Source organism: Pseudomonas sp. P1.8, assembly GCF_001269805.1.
Classification (GTDB): Bacteria; Pseudomonadota; Gammaproteobacteria; order Pseudomonadales; family Pseudomonadaceae; genus Aquipseudomonas.
This window is the reverse complement of sequence record NZ_LHVM01000024.1, coordinates 121,947-139,704: the sequence shown is the minus strand read 5'-3', so window position 1 is coordinate 139,704 and position 17,758 is coordinate 121,947. Positions and strand designations below refer to the sequence as shown.

The window sequence follows — 17,758 nt, the reverse complement described above, 5'->3', positions numbered from 1 at the left end:
TCAGACCGGATGTTGATCTTTCATTGCCTCGATTTGCGGTGTCTCGGTCTCGGTCTCGGTCACAGCCTCGACCTCGACCTGGGGTTTGTCATCGACCCATTGCCAGAACAGTTGGTAGCCCACCGCCAGTGCAACCGGCCCGATGAACAAACCGATAAAGCCACCACTGACCATACCGCCCAGTGCGCCAATCAGAATCACCGGCATGGGCACATCGACGCCACGTCCCAGCATCAACGGCTTGAGAACGTTGTCGGCCATCCCGGCGATCAGGCTATAGATACAAAATATGATCGTGCCCAGGGTCGTACCTTCGACGGCGAAGACATAAGCGATCACCGGAATGGTCACCAGCAGCACCGGCAATTGCATGATCCCCATCAACAGGGCAACCATGGCCAGCAACCCGGCCCCGGGTACACCCATGAGCACGAAGCCCACACCCACCGCCAACATCTGGATGAATGCGATACCTACTACACCCTGAGCGACCGCACGGATGGTAGCGGTGCACAGTTCGGTGATGCGCGGGCCACGTTCCGGTCCGGAAAGACGCGAGGTGATGGCCAGGGCGCTACGTTCACCGTTTTCGCCGTAGGCCATCAGTACACCGGCAATGATCAGGGCGGCGATGAACAACAGAAAACCTACGCCCACATCCGCCAATTTGCCCAGCAGGCCCAGGCCGATGGATTTGATGTAAGGCATCAGCTTCATCAGTACGCTGCCCATGTCCGTGGCAGCCTGCATCCAGTAGGTATACAGCGGCTTGCCAATGAGCGGCAGGGACGCGATTTTCTCGCTTGGCAGGGGGATTTGTAAGGTATCGGACTTCAGGATCACCAGCGCACCTTCGACCGACTCACTGATTGAAGTGCCCAGCAAGTAGATCGGCACCATCAGCAAGCCCACGGCGACCACCACGATCAGTGTGGCAGCGCGGCCATCCTTGTTGCCCAGCTTGCCCTTGACCATGTTATGCAGGGGATACAGGGTAATCGCCAGGATCAGTGCCCAGAGCATGAGGTTGAGGAAGGGGTTGAAGATCTGGAAGCAGAACAGCACCAGTACGGCGATTAACCCGGCGCGAATCAGTACATCCAGCAAGCCACCGGACAGTGCCCTAGCGGAAATGTTTGTGCGCAACATTGTCGAACTCCTCGCGGTGTCACAGGCTTAGCCATCTAGTTGAACTTTCGACACATCCCTGACCAATCAACCGGAAAGCAAAAGGATGTACATCCGTCCAGACATTAACGACCAAGAGGGTTGGATTTCATGTAAGGAAACTAAAAAATGGCACCTACTGAAGTTCAATAGGTCTAAGGCTGTTTTTTAGTATAGGACCAGTCTTGTTTTCTGCCTGTCGACAAGCAGAAATCATGATTCCCGTGTCTGCGATGCTGACCTGGCTGGTTTTTCTTCCGGGCCGAAGGCCAGCCAACGGGCAATTTCGGATGATTGCGAAAGGCATACCCGCCTGCAAGAAAATCACCCTCAATAATTATCAAAAATCCCCTGTTAGTTTTTCCCTGGTACTTTTTGGCCCTTGGAAATCCCGGTTGTCGTTGTCGACTGGCTGGGAGCTCAGGTAGCTCGTTGATTTATTTAATGGTTGTATGGCCAACTGTGTCGTTGAGCACTGTCTGAAAAAATCCAACTGCGGTTGCACTTTTTTATCCGGAACCAGGACACACATCCATGGACCGTTTCCAGGAAATGCAGATATTCGCGACCGTCGCCCAGATGCAGGGTTTTTCGGCGGCAGCGCGGCATCTTGGCCTGTCGGCTGCCAGCGTTACACGGGCGGTGGCGGCTCTGGAGAAACGCATCGGCACCCAATTGCTCACGCGCACCACGCGCAGTGTGTATCTGAGCGAGGCAGGTCAGCGCTACCTAGAGGACTGTAGGAGAATTCTCAGCGAAGTACAGGAAGCGGAAGATTCGGCAGCAGGCAGCCATGCTCAGCCCCGTGGGCAATTGACGATTACCGCGCCGGTATTATTTGGCGAGTTGTTTGTAACACCGCTGATGGTGAATTTCCTGACGCAGTTCCCTGAAGTTTTAATCAACGCCGTGCTGGTTGACCGCGTGGTGAGTATGGTCGACGAGGGCATCGACGTCGCTGTGCGCATAGGTGAACTACCCGATAGCAGCCAGCACGCGATCCGGGTGGGTGAAGTGCGGCGGGTGATCTGTGCTTCGCCACGGTTTCTGAACCGCCATGGGCGGCCCGAACACCCGCAAGCGCTGGCACAAATTCCAATGATTGCGACATCGGCTATCGGCCAACTCAGGAGTTGGCCGTTTCTTGACCAGGGTGAGCTGGTGAGTGTCCGGTCGGAACCGCGACTGATCGTCACGGCGAATCAGGCAGCCATTACGGCGGCATGCCTGGGGCTTGGATGCACGCGAGTATTGTCTTATCAGGTCGCAGGCAAAGTGGCAGCCGGTGAGCTGGAAATTATCCTGGCCGAGTTCGAGCTTCCACCATTACCCATTCATGTGATCTATCAGGGCGGGCGCAAAGCCTCGGCCCGGGTGCGCAGCTTTGTCGACTTTGCGGTGAAGGCGCTACGAGAACATCCCGCCTTGCAGCGTTGAGTTATTTCACTGAGCGAAATAATGGATTGCGTTTGATGGTGATTCTGTTGATTCGGTTGTGGGTAGAAGATACGGCTCATCTTCCCTGAACCGCACCACTCAACCGAGGTGTCGCCATGCAAGCCATCAAACTCTACAACTTCCCACGTTCGGGTCACGCCCACCGTGTCGAGCTGATGCTCTCCTTATTAAAGTTGCCGACCGATCTGATCTTTGTCGACCTGGCCAAGGGTGAACACAAGCAACCGGAGTTCCTGGCGCTCAATGCGTTTGGCCAGGTGCCGGTGATTGATGACCAAGGCGTGGTGCTGGCCGATTCCAACGCAATTCTGGTTTACCTGGCGCAAAAGTACGGCAACGGCCGCTGGTTGCCAGCCGACCCGGTCGGTGCCGCCAAGGTGCAGCGCTGGTTATCGACGGCAGCCGGCCCGATTGCCTTCGGCCCTGCCCGGGCCAGGCTGATCACGGTCTTCGGTGCGCCGTACAATGCTGAGGAAGTGATCGCTTACGCCCACTCCGTGCTCAAAGTCATCGATCAAGAACTGGCCGATTCAACTTATCTGGCCGGCAGTGAACCGACCATTGCCGATGTTGCGGCCTACAGCTACATCGCCCATGCCCCTGAGGGCAATGTCTCCCTCGACAACTACGCCGACATCCGGGCCTGGCTGGCCCGCATTGAAGCGCTGCCGGGGTTTGTCGGTATGCCGCGCACAGTCGCCGGTCTGCAAAAAACCGCCTGATACTGCTAACACTGAACATGTGGCGAGGGAACAAGCTCCCTCGCCACAACCTCCACGCTGCAGGGGAGAAACCGTTATGGACCGTTCACCATGGCATGCCGGCGAGAAACAATTGCAGGCGCACGTGGGTGTAGCTGAACGAATGGAGACGTTCGGGCGTAAGGTGATTCGCAACGAAATGCCGGATCAGCACCGCACCTTCTATCAGCAATTGCCGTTCATGTTGTACGGCGCGGTCGATGCACAGGGTGATCCGTGGGCCAGCGTGCTTGAAGGTGTACCCGGTTTCGCCCAATCACCTGAGCCCGGTCTACTGCAGTTCAGCACCCTGCCGGCGGCGGATGACCCGGCGCAACTCAACGAGGGCGCGGCAATCGGTTTGCTGGGCATCGAGCTGCACACCCGGCGCCGTAACCGTATCAACGGTCACGTTCGTTTGATGAAGGCGGGCGGCTTTGGGGTGACGGTGGATCAGTCGTTCGGCAATTGCCCCCAGTACATTCAGTTGCGGCAGTTTCGATCAGTGCCGTTGGCGGACCCTTCGACGCGAGTCCCACAACATTTCAACGCGCTGGATGACGCCGCCAAAGCCATGATCGCCGAGGCCGACACCTTCTTTGTCGCCAGTTACGTCGAGGTTGACGGCGAACGTTCGGTAGACGTTTCTCACCGGGGTGGTCAGGGCGGGTTCGTACAAGTGGAGGGCAATCGCCTGACCATTCCCGACTTCGCTGGCAACCTGCATTTCAATACCTTGGGCAATCTGCTGCTCAATCCCCGAGCCGGCCTGCTGTTTATTGATTTCAATACCGGTGACTTGCTGCACCTCATCGGACGAACAGAGATCATCCTCGAAGGTCCGCAGATCGAGGCGTTTCAAGGGGCCGAGCGGCTGTGGACGTTCGAGGTCGAGCAAGTGGTGCGGCGCCCTGGCGCCCTGGCGCTGCGTTGGCGCTTCGACGGCATGTCGCCCACCAGTTTGCTGACCGGGACATGGGAACAAGCCACGGCACGATTGCAGGCCAAGGCTTTGGGCGATCAATGGCGGCCCTTGCGTGTGGCGCGTATCGAAGTGGAAAGCCATAACATCCGTTCAATTTATCTGGAGCCTGCTGACGGTGCCGGGTTGCCGTTGTTCCAGGCTGGGCAGCATTTGCCATTGCGCTTCAACATTGACGGTGATGTACATATCCGTACCTACAGCCTGTCGAGCGCTCCGTCCGATGACTTTTTCCGTATCAGCGTGAAACGTGACGGGCGAGTGTCCACGCATTTGCATGAACACCTTCGTGTCGGCGATGTGCTGGAGGCGCGGGCGCCACAAGGGCATTTCACCGTGGCGCCCCACGAGCGACGGCCATTGGTCTTGCTGGCGGCCGGCGTGGGCATTACGCCGCTGCTGTCGATGCTGCGTGAGGTGGTTTATCAGGGGTTGCGCACTCGCCGTATCCGGCCGACGTGGTTTATCCAGAGCTCGCGAACGCTGGCCGATCAGCCTTTTCGCAGGGAGCTGGACCGCTTGCTCGACGATGCGGGTGAGGCGGTGCGAGTCTCGCGTCTGATCAGCCAGCCAGAACCGCAAGCATTGGAGGGGGCCGATTTCGATCTGACCGGGCGTATCGACATCACGCTCCTCAAGGACTTGCTTGAAGTCGAGGATTACGACCAGGTGGATTTTGTCCTCTGCGGCCCCGGAAGTTTTACCCAGGCGTTGTACGACGGTTTGCGTGAGATGGACATCCGCGACGCGCGGATCCACGCCGAAACCTTCGGTCCTTCGACGTTGCGCCGCCAGCCAGACTCCGATGCAGTGGTCATCGAACAACCTCCGGCCGCCACCACCTCGGTGCCGGTGGTGTTCCAGCGTTCGGCCAAGGAAGCACGTTGGCAACCCGATGGTGGCAGCCTGCTGGAGTTGGCGGAAAGTCGAGGCTTGCGCCCGGAATTCAGCTGCCGAGGCGGTTCCTGCGGGACCTGCAAAACGCGCTTGATCAGCGGCCAGGTGAATTATCCACAGCCACCCGCGGACGTGCCTGATGAAGGACATGTGCTGATTTGCTGTGCGATTCCGGCGCAGGGAACGCAGCCGCTGGTGCTCGATATCTAAAGGATCATGGCAGGCGAACATTGCCCCCACAGCATTGAATAAGTAGGGTAGTGCGCAATACGAAAAGGGCCGTGACAGGCCCTTTCTGCTTTTCAGGGACAGGCGTTTTTCATGGTTCTTCTCACTCGCGCGATCGTCCTGTTAACGACGCTGGCGCTGCTCACCGGTTGCGAACGACAGGACACACCACCGCTGGATCAGCAACTTTACGTTTGGCAACGGCAATGGACACCGGCCCATGGTGCAGCCCTTAGCGACAGCCGTGCAGACTTTTCGACCTTGCGGGTGCTGGCGTTGCAAGCCTTCCCCAAGGTTGGCTGGAACCGGGCGCGAATTGATCCGGTATTGCTCAAGCAGGATGGTAGGCCGCTGATTGCGGTGATTCGTCTCGACGGGCAACTGCCCTCGTTGAATCAAGATGAAGTCACCGCACAAGTTCAGCAGCTGTTAGTCGATTGGCAGGCACAAGGGCTGACAGTCTCTGGTGTCGAAATCGACCACGATGCAGGTAACTCTCGGCTACGGAGTTATCGTCAGTTTCTTACGCGATTGCGCGCCGCTCTGCCGGCATCTTTGCCGCTGAGCATCACGGCTTTACCCGCCTGGCTCGACAGCCCCGAACTGCCTGCGCTGTTATCCGCAGTCGACAGCAGCGTGCTGCAAGTCCATGCGGTCAGTGATCCGCGCCTTGGCTTGTTCGACGCCGATCAGGCTCGAAAATGGGCGAATGCCTGGAGTCGTGTCTCGACAAAGCCCTTTTATCTGGCGCTGCCGGCCTATGGCGTTGCGTTGCTGTCGGGAGCCAGCGGCGCGCCTATTGTCGAAAGTGAAGTCACCCTTGATCGTGAGGGACAGCGCCGTGAATTGCTCGCCGATCCGCAGCAGCTGAGTGCACTCGGGGCCACGTTGCGCGCTGATCCACCCAAACATCTGGCAGGCCTGATTTGGTTTCGTCTGCCGTTGGCCAACGACCGTCGTGCGTGGAGTCTCACGACGTTGCGGGCGGTCGCCAGAGGCGATGTCCTGAATAGTCAGCTGACGTTGAAACTCTCGGCCGACAAAGGTCTCTATGACATCGCGATCACCAATCTGGGCAACCTCGACAGCCCTTGGCCAGAGCGCTTGACGCTGGCGGTGCAAGGTTGCGATGGCGCCGATGCGCTGGCCGGTTATGCATTGCAACAGAGTCCGGATCTGCTTACCTTCACCCGCCTGCGCGACGGTCGAATCCCGGCCGGCGGGCAGCGCGCCATTGGTTGGGCTCGCTGCGCACACATTGATCAAGGAGGTTCGAATGTTTCCCCGTAACTGGCCGCGTCATTTGCTTTGCCTGAGCCTCAGCTTGCCGCTGGGTTCGGCGCTGGCCTGCGGCCCTGATTTTCCCATGCGCTTGCTGGACAACCGCGAGCAGTCGCTGGCGGAGTTGCCGGAAGGCAATTTCAGTTTCGAGGTGAGCCGCCTCGGGCAGGCGATCGCTGGGCTCAAGCACGCGACGGCCGCCACATTGGGCCCCGGCGATGGCTATGGCGAAACCTCTGGTTATTCCGAGCAGCGGGATCTGGCCGAGCAAACGGGTTTGACGGCTGAACAGCAGATTTTGGTCAAACAGTTGCGTGGATTGACCGATGCTCGCCAAGTTGAAGTGCAAGGCGCGAGCCTGCCCGCCGAGTTCAAGCTCTATCTGGCCGGCGCTGTGGCATTCGGCGCGGGTGACCATGTCATGGCGGCCGAGTACTTCCAGAAAGTGCTGGCACTGCCTGCCGATCAACGCGCATTGCGCAGCACTTGGGCAGCCTACTCACTGGGGCGGGCAATGTTTGCCATGAGTTCCGAAGCCGGCGCGAGCCCTGATCGGCTGGAACAATCGCGCAAAGCGTTCGAGCGGACACGACAACTGAGCATCGATGGCTTCAGTGATCCTTTGGAACTGGGCATCGCCAGCCTCGGCGAAGAAGCCCGGGTGGTGCGCGCCGCTGGCGACTGGAACCGCGCCATCGAACTGTATGCCGCGCAAAACCTGCATGGATCGGCGGTGGGCTACACCTCCCTGAAGCTGTTGATGGCCGACTTGGCGGCCATGCCTGAAGATCAATTGACTGAATTGCTCAAGGGCAAACCGGTGCAGCAATTGGTGACGGCGTCGCTGATCAGCCGGTTGGGCTGGTCATTCGGTGATCAAGCGCCAAACGAACAGAAAATGATCAAGCTGCTGCAAAACAGCACCCGTGGCAGCCTCGATAATGCCGATCGATTGGCGGCGATGAATTATCAACAGGGCGACTACGTCAGCGCCAAAGCTTTCCTCGAACACGCCGGGGACGGCGGTTTGGCGTGGTGGCTACGGGCAAAACTGGCGCTGCGCGAGGGCGATAAATCTTCCGCCGCCGGGGCCTACGCCAAGGCTGCCCAGGCCTTCCCGCAGAATGAATCCTGGGGCGAACGACGCACGCCAGACTTCGATTACGAAACGCTGCAGCCTAAATGCCGGGTCGAGGGCGAGAGCGCGATTCTGGCGCTGCAACGCGGCGATTACCTGCAAGCCTTCGATCAGCTCTATCGCAGTCAAAGTAACTATTGGTTCGACGCGGCCACGGTGGCCGAGCGTGTGTTGACCCTTGAAGAACTCAAACACTACGTCGACACCCAAGTCCCGGCACCACCACCGCTTACTCAGCAGGAGCGCGATAACTATGTGCCCTTGCCGGTTGCAGCGAGCCTGCGCAATTTGCTTGGGCGGCGATTGTTGCGCGAGGGGCATTACGACGAAGCGCCGGCGTACTTCGATAACGTCGATTTACAGAACAAGGCCAAGTCCTACGCCATGTTGCGCAAGGAAGCGGACGCTGCCTGGTGGCCAACGACTCGAGCCGCCGCGCTGTTTAACTCGGCCGGTGTCGCGCGTGCGTTTGGAATGGAAATCCTCGGCTATGAAATGGCCCCGGATTACGCCACATTCGACGGCAACTTCAGCCTGGCAAGCTCTGAACTCAAGGTCGGGCCATTGATCGCTGAGGGCGAAGTCAAGCGTCAGCAGGCCAGCGTTGCTGAGCCCAATGAGCGTTACCACTATCGATTTGTGGCCACGGCATTGGCCGGTCGAGCGGCTGACAATTTGCCTCACACCAGCCAAGCCTTTGCGGCCGTGCTGTGCGCAGCAGCCGGTTGGAACACTAGCGTTGAAGAGGAACGTGCTTTCTACCAGCGCTACGTCAAAGAAGGGCCGTACGTGGATTGGGCGTTCCATTTCGGTCATCAGTGCCCGTATCCCGACTTTCAAAATGCCGACAAGCGCTACGTGACCCAAGTTACCGATGCCGTGCGATCAACTCTGCGGCCTTACAAAAAACCGCTGCAGTATGGTGGAGTGGTTGTGGTGACGGCGGCGGCATTATTTTTGATCAATCGCCGCCGCAAGGCGCAATAAGGCTCATGCCTGTTGAACAAAGGTCAGCCGCACAGCGAAACCGATCAACAGGCTGCCGAACAACCACTGCTGCAAACGTTGGGCTGAAGGACTGCGTTGCAGCCAACGGCCCAGCGCGGTACCAACGAGTGCGTAGGCACTGTCGAACAGCAAACCGACGCCGACCAGCACCACACCCAGGGTCGCAAATTGCTCAAGCACCGGCCCGGCCTGTGGATAAATAAACTGCGGCAGCAACACTGAGCAAAACAGCAAAGCCTTGGGGTTGAGCAGATTGGTCAGCAAACCGCGACGAATCGCTGTGCTCCAGCGTGATTGTTCGCTCGTGAGCTGATCGGTCAGGCTCGGCAACATCGTGGTCCTCAAACACTGAATGCCGAGCCACAGCAGATACGCGGCCCCCGCCAGACGCACCACATCGAAGGTCCACGGCGCGGCTTTGAACAATGCCGCCAGGCCCAGGGCCGCCAACGCCACGTGACAACCCCTGGCGATGGCCAGACCGACAGCCGTGGCCAGCGCTGCGCCCTTGCCCTGGCGAGCTCCGGTTTGCAACAGCAGGATCATGTCAGGTCCCGGCAATAGGTAGACCACCGCCAGCGCCATGAAAAACAGCCCAATTCCTGCCATGTCGTACCCCATTCGTTGTCGATTCGGTAGGGCCAGTCTAGGACGCAGAGGCGGGGCAGGTGCTTGCGTAGTTCGCTTCTATTGGGTTCTTGATTGGCATAATCTGCTGGTTAATTCAGCTGTAACCATCAGGATCTGCCAAATCATGAAACTGGACGCCTACGACCGTAAAATTCTCGCCGCACTGCAACGGGACGGGCGCTTGAGCAATGTGCAATTGGCCGACGAGATCGGATTGTCCGCGTCACCCTGTTTACGTCGGGTGCGAATGCTCGAGGAGGCCGGGGTGATTCGCGGTTACCAGGCCAATCTCGATCGCGACGAAGTGGGCCTTGGGCTGACAGTGTTTGTCGGGGTCAAGGTCGAGCGTCATAACGACGAACAGGCAGAAGCGTTTCGCCTGGCGGTAACGGCGTTGCCGGAAGTGGTCTCGGCGTTTCTGGTGTCGGGGGAGTCGGATTTCCTGCTGCAAGTGGTGGTGCCGGACCTGCGTGCGTATGACCGTTTTCTCACTGGAAGTTTGCTGAAGCTGCCGGGTGTGAGCGACATTCGCAGCAACTTTGCGATCCACACGGTGAAATCGCCGGGGGCGTTGCCGTTGGAGCATTTGCCAACCTGAAAGCAAAAAAATCGCAGCCATCGTAGGCACTGCCGAAGGCTGCGATCGTTTGATCTTTTACATCTGCGTCGCCATCCCCTCGACATTCATCGCCGCCTGACGCAACGCCTCCGAGCGCGTTGGATGAGGATGGCAAGTCAGGGCAATGTCCTCGGCCGAGGCGCTGAATTCCATGGCAACGCAATACTCGCCAATCATTTCACTGACGCTCGGGCCTACCAGATGCACGCCGAGAATTTCGTCGGTGCGCTCGTCGGCCAGCACTTTGGCGAAGCCTTCGGTCTCGTGGTTGATCTTCGCCCGGCTGTTGGCGGTGAAGGGAAACTTGCCGACCTTGTAGGCGCGACCTTCAGCCTTGAGCTGCTCTTCGGTCTTGCCGACGCTGGCCAGTTCCGGCCTGGTGTAGATCACGTTGGGGATCAGGTCGTAGTTGACCTCGCCAGCCTTGCCAACGATCTGCTCGACGCAGGCCATGGCTTCGTCCTCAGCCTTGTGCGCGAGCATCGGCCCGGACGTCACATCGCCAATTACCCACACTCCCGCTGCTTCGGTTCGGTGGCCCTTGTTGGCGAGCATGCCGCGTTTGTCCGTGACGAGACCGACGTTTTCCAGGCCCAGCCCCTGTGTGTAAGGTCGGCGACCGATGGCGACCAGCACGTAATCCGCCTCCAGCAGCTCGGCAGTGCCGCCAGCGGCGGGTTCGACGCTGAGCTGGACACCGGTGGCGGATGAAGTGGCGCTGGTCACTTTCGAACTCAGCTTGAATTTGATGCCTTGCTTGCTCAGTGAACGTTGCAGCGTTTTGCCCGCTTCGCCGTCAACACCGGGGCAGATTCGGTCGAGGAATTCGACCACCGTCACTTCTGCGCCAAGGCGTCGCCACACTGAACCCAGCTCCAGGCCGATTACCCCGGCGCCGATCACCACCAGATGTTTGGGGACTTCGCTGAGCGAGAGCGCGCCGGTTGAATCGAGGATGCGCTGGTTGTCGATGTCTACGCCGGGCAGGGGAGTGGGTTCGGAACCGGTCGCGATGATGATGTCTTTGGCGCTCAGTTCGGTTTTGCCACCCGCACTGTCGGTCACGATGACTTTGCCTGGACCGTCGATATGGCCCCAACCCTTGATCCAGTCGACCTTGTTTTTGCGAAACAGAAACTCGATGCCCTTGGTCAGCCCGGTCACGCTTTCATCTTTTTGCTTCATCATCTGGGCGAGGTTCAGGCTGGGTTTACCTCGATTCCAAGATTGGCGAACTCAGAACCCATAGCCGCATCGTAAAGTTCAGAGGCATGCAGTAACGCCTTGGAAGGCATGCAACCGACGTTCAGGCACGTGCCGCCGAGGGTGTCACGTCCTTCCACGCAGGCCGCTTTCAAACCCAGTTGCCCGGCGCGGATCGCCGCGTTGTAACCGCCGGGACCACCGCCGAGTATCACGATGTCATAAGTGCTCATGGATATTCTCCTGGTTTGAAAGTCGGGATGGGTAAAAGTAGTTCGCGAGTAAAATTACGAGCGTAATATGTGCGTTCCTCGGCATTTCGGTCAAGGCTTCAGGCAATCGACAGCTTGAGCGATTTTAGATAGCGCATTTGAATACAGAAATTTCACGCGTTTCGTTATACCGTAACGAATTGCCATGTGAGCAAAGACCAACGCTGGGGTGATATGCAAGTCGATCTCGATGTGGATGAGGCACCGCTCGCCGGATTGCCGCGCTTTCAACAGGCTCTCTTTCAGGGACGACGTTTGCGCCAGTTTGCAATGGGCGCCGGGGTGCTTGCAGCGACAGGCTTGTTGCTGGCGTTTTTTGCAGGACTGTTTGCACCGCAATCGCTTTGGCCTGCGTTGCTGGTCAACCAGAGTGCCGCTTTCCTGGTGTTGATTGCGGGATTGCAATCGGCCAGGTGGGTGACGCAATGGCGCGGACGGGCGATTAATCCGGAGGTTGCGGTGATCGTCGTCAACGAAGCCACCGCAACGTCAGATTGGTATGAGCACTTGCTCGATCGGATCAGTCAGCGATGGCTGCATGTTGTCAGGCAAATCGGTGCACCCACGTTGTGGCTGGGCGGGTGGGCACTGCTGACGCTAGTGGCGATCAATCAAGTGTGGAGCCTCGCTTTGCCGCCCGCCGCTTTAGGAATGGCGGCGACCGTTGGCGCAGCGATTTCGTTGCTGTTGGCCTTCGGGTTACTGGTGCTGGAGCGCCACCTTGCACAGGAAAACACCGCGCAATGGCCCGAAGCTGATTCTTTGGCGCAGCTGACACGCGTCGCGATTATCAGCCTGGTGCTCGGCGCCGTCTGCTTGTTGTTCGCCAACGAGACTGCGGTTTGGCCTGCTCGCCTGGCGGTATTGATCGGTCTTTTACCGGGGCTGGTGGCCGCCGAGTTGCTGTTACGTGCGGTGTTGTCCTTGTTCAGCCCGCGTCGCGAGCGTCTTGAGCCCGAGCTGCTGGCGCGCAGTTTTATCGCTGATATGCTCTGCTGGCCGCCACAACCCTTGCTGGCGTTACAGCACGAACTGCATAACCGTTTCGGCATCGATCTACGCCAGATCTGGGCCTTCACCTACATACGTCGGGCGTTCGTGCCGATACTGGCGGTGGTGGCAATCATCGGTTGGGCTCTGACCGGCATTCACGAAATTCCGTTGCAGGCACGCGGCATCTACGAGCGATTCGGTAAGCCGGTTGAAGTTTTCGGCCCAGGCTTACACGCGGGTTTACCGTGGCCATTGGGGCGGGTTTTGAGTGTCGAAAACGGAGTTGTTCATGAGCTGGCCACCAGCGTCGGTGAAGCGTCGGCCACTCAACTTTACCCGGCTGAAGGTCCGGCACCTGCCATCGCCAATCGTTTGTGGGATGCCAGCCATGTGAACGATAAGTCACAGGTGATTGCCAGCAGCCGTGGCGACAGGCAGAGCTTCCAGGTCGTCAACATGGATGTGCGCTTCGTGTATCGCATCGGGCTAACCGATCAAGCGGCGTTGGCGGCAACTTACAACAGTGCTGACGTGCCGACGCTGATTCGCAGTACCGCCAGCCGAATTCTGGTTCACGATTTTGCTTCGCGCACCCTTGATGGATTGCTCGGCGAGGACAGGGTAGGGCTCGCCGAAGAGATCGGCCGCGCCGTGCAGGCTGACTTGCAAACACTCGACAGTGGCGTAGAGATTCTCGCCACCGTGGTCGAGGCCATTCATCCACCGGCCGGCGCGGCCAACGCGTATCACGGTGTACAAGCGGCGCAGATCGGCGCACAGGCTTTGATTGCCCGTGAGCGCGGCGCGGCGGCAGAAGCGACCCATCAGGCACAACTGCAAGCCAGCATCGTTCGCGATCAGGCGACAGCCAGCGCGGGTGAGATCAACGCTAACGCCCAAGCGGCAGACCTGAAGTTCAGGGCCGAACAGCAGGCCTATGCAAGCGCTGGCCAGGCCTTCGTTCTGGAGCAATATCTGAGTCAATTGTCCCAAGGCCTGGCCAATGCCAGGTTGCTGATTCTCGATCATCGTCTGGGTGGTAGCAGCAATGCACCGACCATCGATCTCCGTACGTTTATACCGCCGGTTGACCCTGCGTCGTCGCGCAAAACCGCTCAGCCAGGAGCTGCCAATTGAGCCAGTCCCACACTCACGATCACGATGAGCACACCGGTCACGGCCATGCTGGTCATCACCACCACGGTCATCACCATCATCATGGTGATCCCCAGGAAGCGGGGCCGTTCCCCTGGCGGCGCATGGGTTGGGCTGCGTTGCTGGTGGCATTTGCTGTCGCGGCTGCGAGCCTGGTGCAAGTGCGATCGGGCGAAGCCACGGTGATCACGCGTTTCGGCAATCCATCGCGGGTACTGCTGGAACCGGGGCTCGGCTGGCGTTGGCCTGCACCATTCGAAGCAGCGATTCCGGTGGACCTGCGACTGCGCACCACCTCTAGCGGTTTGCAGGATGTCGGCACGCGAGACGGTTTGCGCATCATCGTTCAGGCCTATGTGGCCTGGCAGGTGCAGGGTGATCCGGACAATGTGCAACGCTTCATGCGTGCGGTGCAAAACCAGCCGGATGAAGCGGCTCGGCAGATTCGTACGTTTGTTGGTTCGGCACTGGAAACGACCGCGAGCAGTTTTGATCTGGCGAATCTGGTGAATACCGATGCGAATCAAGTGCACATTGCCGAGTTCGAGGCGCAGTTGCGTCAGCAGATCGATCAGCAGTTGCTCACCACTTATGGGGTGCGTGTGCTGCAAGTTGGCATTGAGCGATTGACCTTGCCGTCGGTGACACTCACTGCGACAGTCGACCGAATGCGCGCCGAGCGTGAAACCATCGCCACGGAACGGACTGCAATCGGTAAACGTGAAGCTGCACAAATTCGTTCCGCTGCCGAGCGTGATGCGCGAATTGTGCAAGCTGATGCCACGGTGAAAGCCGCCGACATCGAAGCGCAATCTCGAGTTGAGGCCGCGCAAATCTATGGTCGTGCCTACGCCGGATCGCCGCAGCTCTACAACTTACTGCGTTCGCTCGACACCTTGGGCACCGTCGTGACGCCGGGAACAAAATTGATTTTGCGCACCGATGCTGCACCGTTTCGAGTGTTGGTTGACGGTCCGCCGAGCCTTGAAACCAAACCCGGATCGCAGCCATGAGTTTGGTTCCACGTGGAACAAATGAGCTGAGTAGCCCATGGATTCAGGCCGGTCGGTTGGCGTTTCTTGCCCTGTACGCGGTGACCGTTCTAGCAGCATTGGCATGGGTGTTTTCCAATGTGCGGCAAATCGACCCGCAGAATCGCGCGGTGGTTTTGCACTTCGGTGCGCTGGATCGAATCCAGAATGCAGGGTTGTTATTGGCTTGGCCGAGGCCGTTTGAACAAGTGATTTTGCTGCCGGCCGCGGATCGCGTGATCGAGCGTCGAGTGGAAAACCTGCTGCGAAGTGACGCCGCTTTACAAGCTGATCGCGTGGCGAGTTTCGCTACACCGATCAGCGATGCATTGGCCGGTTCCGGTTACCTGCTGACGGGTGATGCCGGCGTGGTGCAACTTGATGTGCGGGTGTTCTACAAAGTCACCGAGCCTTATGCCTTCGTGCTTCAGAGCGAACATGTGTTGCCGGCGCTGGATCGACTGGTCACTCGAAGCGCCGTAGCGCTCACCGCTGCGCGTGATCTGGACACCATCCTCGTCGCTCGTCCGGAGTTGATCGGCGCTGACAGCCAAGCGGCTGAACGGCGCGAACGCTTGCGGGGTGATCTGGTGCAAGGGATCAATCGGCGTTTGGCGGAACTCACTGCGACGGGGCAGGGGTTGGGAATCGAAGTGGCGCGAGTCGATGTACAGTCGAGCCTTCCCGGTCCCGCGGTCAACGCGTTCAACGCGGTTTTGACGGCCAGCCAGCAAGCCGACAAAGCCGTGGCCAATGCGCGCACCGAAGCGGAGAAGCTCACTCAGTCAGCGAACGAGCAAGCGGACCGCACGCTGCAAGTCGCCCATGCGCAGGCGAGCGAACGGCTGGCAAAAGCGTCTGCCGACACGGCCACGGTGTTGAGTCTGGCCAAGGCGCAACAGCAACGCATCGACCCACAAATGCTCCTGCGCATTTACCGGGAGCGTATGCCGAAAATTCTCGGCCAAGCCGGATCGGTAACGACGATCGACCCTAAAGACGATTCCCGCCTGATCATTCAGGGAGCTGCACAATGACCGTTAAAACCGCTGCCGCACCGAGCCTGTTGTCGTCGGCAGAACAACGCAGCGCTGCGCGCCAGTTAAGCCTGGCCATGCTCGCAATGGGCTTTTTGGCGCTCGGTTTGATCTGGCGCTGGCTGTCCCCGGAGCAGACCGGCGTCAGTCAGTTACTGTTGGGTTTTGCTTCGCTGTTGGTCGCCGTTCCGGTCATGCGCTCGGCTTGGTACAGCTTGCGGTATCCGAGCCTGCACGGCATCACCGATCAATTGATCGCCCTGGCGATGCTTGGGGCATGGGCCACCGGCGATCTGCTGACCGCGGCTTTGCTGCCGATCATCATGATCTTCGGGCACGTCCTGGAAGAACGCAGTGTCATCGGTTCCCAGGAAGCGATTCACGCCTTGGGTAAATTGACCCGCAGTCATGCGCGCAAGGTTCGGGCGGATGGCTCCGTTATCGAAGTCGACAACGGTACGCTCAAGCCTGGGGATCTGGTTGAAGTTCGTGCCGGAGATCGGGTGCCTGCAGATGGTCGAGTGTTGTCCGGACAGGCGAGTCTGGACACTGCATCCATTACCGGTGAGTCGGTACCGATGGAGGCGGGTGTCGGCATGTCGGTGTTCGGCGGTGCTATCAACCTGGATGGTTTGCTGCGCATCGAAGTGACCCGCACCGGCCACGAATCGACCCTTGGCAAAGTCATTGCGTTGATGCAAAACGCCGAGCGTTCCAAGCCGCCGATTACGCGTTTGCTCGAACGTTACGCCGGCAGCTACATGGTGTTGGTTTTGTTGCTGGCGGCAGTGACCTGGTTCGTCACCAGCAATGCCCAGGCGATGCTGGCGGTGTTGGTGGCGGCGTGTCCTTGTGCGTTGGTGTTGTCGGCACCCGCCACCGCGATTGCCGGGGTGGCAGTGGCGGCGCGACACGGGATTCTGATCCGCAGCTCGGCGTTTCTTGAGGAGTTGGCAGACCTTACGTCGTTGGTTGTCGACAAGACCGGCACCCTGACCTTTGGCACGTTGCGACTGCAATCCATCGACAGCCCTCTGCAGGATCACGGTCATCTGTTGAAGCTCGCGGCGAGCCTCGGCTCGGCCAGCAGCCACCCGGTCAGTCGTGCCTTGGCAGGGTTGGTTTCCCAGGAGCATTTCCTGTTGCTTTCGGACATTCATGAGCGCCAAGGCCTGGGGGTGGTGGCGATGACCGGGCAAGGCGAAGCCGCACTCGGCCGTCCGGAATTGTTCAGTCAGTTGGGCATCATCACTTCTGCCGTTCCGGACCACGATGGCCCGATAGCCGGACTGGCGCTCAACGGTGAGTTTCTCGCCTGGCTGTTGCTCGCCGACAGCGTTAAGCCCGAAGCCCGGTTTGCGCTGAGTGAATTGCGTGGCCTTGGGTTGGGTCGACAGCTGTTGCTGACTGGGGACCGTCAAAGCGTCGCGCAAACGCTTGCCCGCGATGTCGGTATCAGTGATGTCGAAGCGCAGGCGTTGCCCGAAGACAAACTGAACCGCGTGCTCAAGGAAATCGACAGCGGTTTCCGGCCGATGGTGGTCGGTGATGGCATCAACGATTCGCTCGCTCTCAAGGCTGGCGTGGTCGGTGTGGCAATGGGCGCTGGTGGTGCAGACATTGCGTTGGCCTCGGCGGACATCGTCTTGATCGGCAGCGATTTGCGCCGTCTTGGCACCTGTGTACGGTTGAGCCGTCAATGTCGCCGGACGTTGCAAGTCAACGTCATCATTGGCCTGGGCTGGACACTGGCGATTGTAGCCTTTGCTGCCTTTGGCTGGCTCGGCGCTGCCGGGGCAATGGTGGCGGCATTGCTGCATAACCTCAGTACGTTGCTGGTGTTGGGGAATGCCGGGCGTTTGCTCAGGTTTCAGGAGCCCTTGCTCAAGCTAAAGGAAGAAGTCTGAGTTTCCTCTGGG

Annotated in this window: 12 protein-coding genes and 1 pseudogene; 10 read left to right on the top strand and 3 right to left on the bottom strand. The window is 59.1% G+C overall.

The window, feature by feature from the left end:
• Window positions 1-1,149, bottom strand: coding sequence for an AI-2E family transporter (locus AD668_RS26980; RefSeq protein WP_053164036.1), 1,149 nt, complete (start codon window positions 1,147-1,149; stop codon window positions 1-3).
• Between the two features lie 552 nt (window positions 1,150-1,701).
• Between AD668_RS26980 and AD668_RS26975 the strand changes: the two genes are divergently transcribed.
• The 5 genes from AD668_RS26975 (at window position 1,702) to AD668_RS26955 (ending at window position 8,878) form a co-directional block, all read left to right on the top strand.
• Window positions 1,702-2,604, top strand: coding sequence for a LysR family transcriptional regulator (locus AD668_RS26975; protein ID WP_053164034.1), 903 nt, complete (start codon window positions 1,702-1,704; stop codon window positions 2,602-2,604).
• A gap of 116 nt (window positions 2,605-2,720) precedes the next feature.
• Window positions 2,721-3,347, top strand: a complete 627-nt coding sequence (locus AD668_RS26970) for a glutathione S-transferase family protein (RefSeq protein WP_053164032.1) — start codon at window positions 2,721-2,723, stop codon at window positions 3,345-3,347.
• A gap of 76 nt (window positions 3,348-3,423) precedes the next feature.
• Complete coding sequence (locus AD668_RS26965) at window positions 3,424-5,454, top strand: pyridoxamine 5'-phosphate oxidase family protein (protein ID WP_053164029.1); 2,031 nt, start codon at window positions 3,424-3,426, stop codon at window positions 5,452-5,454.
• A 111-nt stretch (window positions 5,455-5,565) separates the two neighbouring features.
• The gene (locus tag AD668_RS26960) at window positions 5,566-6,762 is read left to right on the top strand and encodes a DUF3142 domain-containing protein (protein ID WP_053164027.1); all 1,197 of its coding nucleotides are present in this window, start codon (window positions 5,566-5,568) and stop codon (window positions 6,760-6,762) included.
• A complete protein-coding gene (locus AD668_RS26955) occupies window positions 6,749-8,878 on the top strand; it encodes a hypothetical protein (protein ID WP_053164024.1) in 2,130 nt (709 codons plus the stop codon). Before AD668_RS26960 ends, AD668_RS26955 begins: the two co-directional genes overlap by 14 nt.
• 3 nt (window positions 8,879-8,881) lie before the next feature.
• On the opposite strand, the gene AD668_RS26950 is transcribed toward AD668_RS26955, so the two are convergent.
• Window positions 8,882-9,508, bottom strand: coding sequence for a LysE family translocator (locus tag AD668_RS26950; RefSeq protein WP_053164022.1), 627 nt, complete (start codon window positions 9,506-9,508; stop codon window positions 8,882-8,884).
• A gap of 145 nt (window positions 9,509-9,653) precedes the next feature.
• Here AD668_RS26950 and AD668_RS26945 point away from each other — a divergent pair, with 145 nt between their 5' ends.
• Window positions 9,654-10,127, top strand: coding sequence for an Lrp/AsnC family transcriptional regulator (locus tag AD668_RS26945; protein WP_053164020.1), 474 nt, complete (start codon window positions 9,654-9,656; stop codon window positions 10,125-10,127).
• A 57-nt stretch (window positions 10,128-10,184) separates the two neighbouring features.
• Here the strand turns inward: AD668_RS26945 and lpdA are convergent.
• A pseudogene (lpdA, locus tag AD668_RS26940) lies at window positions 10,185-11,584 on the bottom strand (dihydrolipoyl dehydrogenase).
• 213 nt (window positions 11,585-11,797) lie between these two features.
• Between lpdA and hflK (AD668_RS26935) the strand changes: the two are divergent.
• The 4 genes from hflK (AD668_RS26935) to AD668_RS26920 are packed head-to-tail and all read left to right on the top strand — an operon-like array spanning window position 11,798 to window position 17,746.
• Window positions 11,798-13,753 carry a protease modulator HflK gene (gene hflK / locus AD668_RS26935; protein WP_053164127.1) on the top strand — a complete coding sequence of 652 codons (1,956 nt, stop codon included), beginning with the start codon at window positions 11,798-11,800 and terminating at the stop codon, window positions 13,751-13,753.
• Window positions 13,750-14,784, top strand: a complete 1,035-nt coding sequence (hflC, locus tag AD668_RS26930; RefSeq protein WP_053164018.1) for a protease modulator HflC — start codon at window positions 13,750-13,752, stop codon at window positions 14,782-14,784. Before hflK (AD668_RS26935) ends, hflC begins: the two co-directional genes overlap by 4 nt.
• Window positions 14,781-15,839: a protease modulator HflK gene (gene hflK, locus AD668_RS26925; protein WP_053164016.1), complete on the top strand. Its 1,059-nt coding sequence runs from the start codon at window positions 14,781-14,783 to the stop codon at window positions 15,837-15,839. The genes hflC and hflK (AD668_RS26925) overlap by 4 nt, the downstream gene beginning before the upstream one ends.
• Window positions 15,836-17,746: a heavy metal translocating P-type ATPase gene (locus AD668_RS26920; protein ID WP_053164014.1), complete on the top strand. Its 1,911-nt coding sequence runs from the start codon at window positions 15,836-15,838 to the stop codon at window positions 17,744-17,746. Before hflK (AD668_RS26925) ends, AD668_RS26920 begins: the two co-directional genes overlap by 4 nt.
• Window positions 17,747-17,758: the final 12 nt, after the last annotated feature.

Bases quoted from the DNA above. Each gene is read 5' to 3' on its own strand.
- hflK (WP_053164016.1), top strand. From the start codon at position 14,781: ATGAGTTTGGTTCCACGTGGAACAAATGAGCTGAGTAGCCCATGGATT.
- AD668_RS26945 (WP_053164020.1), top strand. From the start codon at position 9,654: ATGAAACTGGACGCCTACGACCGTAAAATTCTCGCCGCACTGCAACGG.
- AD668_RS26920 (WP_053164014.1), top strand. From the start codon at position 15,836: ATGACCGTTAAAACCGCTGCCGCACCGAGCCTGTTGTCGTCGGCAGAA.
- AD668_RS26955 (WP_053164024.1), top strand. From the start codon at position 6,749: ATGTTTCCCCGTAACTGGCCGCGTCATTTGCTTTGCCTGAGCCTCAGC.
- AD668_RS26975 (WP_053164034.1), top strand. From the start codon at position 1,702: ATGGACCGTTTCCAGGAAATGCAGATATTCGCGACCGTCGCCCAGATG.
- AD668_RS26950 (WP_053164022.1), bottom strand. From the start codon at position 9,508: ATGGCAGGAATTGGGCTGTTTTTCATGGCGCTGGCGGTGGTCTACCTA.
- hflK (WP_053164127.1), top strand. From the start codon at position 11,798: ATGCAAGTCGATCTCGATGTGGATGAGGCACCGCTCGCCGGATTGCCG.
- AD668_RS26980 (WP_053164036.1), bottom strand. From the start codon at position 1,149: ATGTTGCGCACAAACATTTCCGCTAGGGCACTGTCCGGTGGCTTGCTG.
- AD668_RS26960 (WP_053164027.1), top strand. From the start codon at position 5,566: ATGGTTCTTCTCACTCGCGCGATCGTCCTGTTAACGACGCTGGCGCTG.
- AD668_RS26965 (WP_053164029.1), top strand. From the start codon at position 3,424: ATGGACCGTTCACCATGGCATGCCGGCGAGAAACAATTGCAGGCGCAC.
- AD668_RS26970 (WP_053164032.1), top strand. From the start codon at position 2,721: ATGCAAGCCATCAAACTCTACAACTTCCCACGTTCGGGTCACGCCCAC.